The sequence below is a fragment of the Streptomyces pseudovenezuelae genome (assembly GCF_029892565.1).
GTDB classification, from domain to species: domain Bacteria; phylum Actinomycetota; class Actinomycetes; order Streptomycetales; family Streptomycetaceae; genus Streptomyces; species Streptomyces pseudovenezuelae_A.
Map to the genome: position 1 here is coordinate 1 of NZ_JARXVH010000063.1, position 2,973 is coordinate 2,973.

General features: G+C 65.9%; 2 protein-coding genes and 1 pseudogene. 1 reads left to right on the forward strand and 2 read right to left on the reverse strand.

Annotated elements, in window-relative coordinates; all coding sequences use genetic code 11:
- Positions 1-567 precede the first annotated feature (567 nt).
- Positions 568-1,347 carry a class I SAM-dependent methyltransferase gene (locus M2283_RS51405; protein WP_280883551.1) on the forward strand — a complete coding sequence of 260 codons (780 nt, stop codon included), beginning with the start codon at positions 568-570 and terminating at the stop codon, positions 1,345-1,347.
- A 289-nt stretch (positions 1,348-1,636) separates the two neighbouring features.
- Here M2283_RS51405 and M2283_RS51410 read toward each other — a convergent pair whose 3' ends face one another.
- On the reverse strand, positions 1,637-1,945 hold the full coding sequence (locus M2283_RS51410) for a hypothetical protein (protein WP_280883552.1): 309 nt from the start codon (positions 1,943-1,945) through the stop codon (positions 1,637-1,639).
- An 87-nt stretch (positions 1,946-2,032) separates the two neighbouring features.
- Positions 2,033-2,973, reverse strand: a pseudogene (locus tag M2283_RS51880) (hypothetical protein); the annotation flags it as partial.

The following is a 2,973-nucleotide window of genomic DNA, read 5'->3' on the forward strand; positions in this document are numbered from 1 at the left end:
AAAACGCCCCGACACCCAGCAGGTGACCGCCAAGGGCTACGACACCATGACCGGCATCGGCACCCCCAACGGCGCCGCCTTCATCGCCGCCCTGCCCCGCGGCCACTGGATCCATCCCGGCGGCTGAGGCCGCCGGGATGGATCCACCGAGCGAGGCCGTGTCGATGGACAATGACGTGCTCATCCGAGACGGGCGCGGCCACCCTGCACGCCACCAGTTCCTCCAACCTACGCCGCGATCTATCCCAAGGACGCGATCGAAGCGCACCAGGTGTTCATCAGCCGCCGCCGTGCACTTCGACCGACCGAGGAATACGGGGCAGTGACACCAGACGAGTGGGAGCAGTTCCTCGGCCACTTCGAGCGCCGCAAACTCGCTCTCGGAGACTGCGGACGAGCATACGGAAGCGACTGCGTTCATGAGCATGCGTGCTCCTCTGAACTACCGACGGCAGTGCGTCAGCGGCTGCCGGGAAACCAGTGGCGTCTCCGTGGACGCGCCTCATCGCGTGTGCGTTCGTGACTGGTGATCCGAAGATGCGCCCGAATCGATATGACCTCGGCCGAGTGTTCAATGAGGTGCCGGAACTCTACGACCGGGTCCGGCCGGGATACCCCGACGAGCTGTTCGCGGATCTTGCCGCCATCACCGGCATGGACGAAAGGTCGTCGGTGCTAGAGGTGGGCTGCGGTACCGGTCAGGCAACGCGCTCGCTGGCAGCGCTCGGATGCTCAGTGACCGCCGTCGAGCCGGGCGCAGACATGGCCGCACTCGCCCGCCACCGGATTGCCTCCTTCCGCAACGTCGAAGTCGAGACGTCGATGTTTGAGGAGTGGGACAACCGCGGTCGACGCTTCGACATCCTCGTGGCTGCGTCGTCGTGGCACTGGGTCGACCCGTCGATTGGCTGGCAGCGAGCGCACGACATGCTCCATCCCGGAGGCTGGATGGCACTGCTCGGCCACGTCGTTGTCCGCCGGCCAGGAGAGCCGGAGGTGTACGCCGAGACCGCCGATCTCCACGAGCGGTTCTGCCCCGGGAACCGTGATTGGGGTCATCCGCCACTCGAAGAAGACGTGCGCGGCACCGACGAGGGTTGGGGCCTGGTTGACGATCCCGGAGGATTGTTCGGCCCTACGATCGTGCGGTGGTATCCAACAGTTCAGTGGTTCGACGGGGACGGCTTTGCCGATCTCCTTCGCTCGCAGTCGCTTTACCGGAGGCTCGACCGCGATGTCCGCGAGCCCTTGCTTGAGGCCATCGCCGAGCGCATCCGCACGTGGATGGGGGACCGAGCATCACGCCGTTATCTGAGCGTCCTGCGTGTCGGACAGCGCGCCGAGTGAGGAGAGGGACCGATCTCTGAACTACCGGCCCCAGCCTCATCATCAGATGGAGAGGGCTTTTTCGTCTCACGCGTGCCGAGGACGATCTGGCCGAAGGCCGGCATGCCGAGGCTGACCGCACGGGATCGGTGCGCCTCAGCATCGAGTTGCGCAAGCTTGTCCTGGGCGCCTGCGAGGCTGACCTGCAGGCCCTCCACCTCGCCGAGTGAGCTGTCCCGAGTTTCGTAGAGTCCGGTGATCTTGGTTCAGGCGGACTGCGGGACTTGTTCCATGCTCTGCCAGCCGACGATCATGCGAGCGCCCCGACGGTGTGCGTCTGGTTGGGCAGCGTCACCTTGCGCGGCCAGGCATTGGGGCTGCGCCGGCAGGCGTTCCAACTGATCTCTCCATGATCGCGGTCGCTGACGTGGTAGTAGTCGCCCGACCTCTCGCCCGAAGTGTAGGCATCGCCCATCGCGACGACCATGTCCTTCGGTTTACCCGGAAGTTTCTGGAACGCGACCGACGTGAAGGCCACATCCTCGTCGGCGGTGCCATCATCCGTGGTGTTCGTGAGCTCCACCTGCGGTGTGCCGGTGAACTGGTAGACGCCGAGCATGGCCCAGGTGTTCGAGCCGTAATGGGGGGCTGTGCTGGCAGGTGGCTCGTGTGGGGGAGGGGATGGTTGGCGCGGTGCGCGGGGTGTTCATTGCATTTGTGTTTTTTTGAGTAGTTGCCAGCGTCGTTGGAAGTCGGGGGTTTCCGTGGTGATGAAGCCGGCGGTGATCGTCCGGTTGTATTGGCCGGTGATGCCGTGGGTGGCGCAGTGTGCTGCGATGCGGTCGCTTGGTGGGTGGGTGGTGTGTGCGCGGTGTTTTGCCCAGATGTTGTAGATGCGCCAGCGTAGTAGGTGGCGGCGGAGGTTGGAGGGGCTGACGGGTTTGTCGTCGCGTCCGAGGAGTCCTTGTTCGGCGAGGTAGAGGGAGAGCTGTTGGGCGGTGGGTTCGTGGCCGTGTTCGGTCTGGTAGTTCATCCAGACGAGGTAGTAGCGGTCGGGAACGGTGAGTTTCCCCTGTTCTTGCGGAGATTGCGTGGGCTTGTTGCTCGTGCCGGCGGGCGGCGCGGACTCCTTCTGCGCAGCGTTTCCTTCTGCATCACGAGGGGATTCCTGCAGGCCGACATGCGGGCCGGCACTTGAGGGGCCGGGCTTGGCGACGTGTTCCTGCTGTTGTTCACGGTCGGTTTCGGGCGCACTGGGGCCGCCCCTGCGCGCCTTTTCGTGGTGTGAGAAGGCGGTCACGTAGGTGTTCAGGTCGCTGTCGCTGATGGGGTGGATGTTGCCGTTGGTGATGCTGTTTGTGGCTTCCACGCCGCTGCGGAAGTGGCCGGTGGTCGAGTGGCTGGCGTCTGTCGGCTCCTTGAAAGTGAGGCGGTAGTCGTCCTCGCTCGGCTCCGTGTCGCTGCCCGCCCCCATCTCGCGGGTACGGCCGGGGCCTGCCGGGATCGGGAAGGTGCCGGTGTCCTCCGGCGAGGGCTCCGGGGCCGCCTCCAGCTGCGGGGCCGGGGGCAGGAGTACGGGCTCGATGCCGGCGGCGGCGAGACCGGCGGGCGCGGTCTGGGCCAGCGGGACGCCGTAGCGGGCCAGGC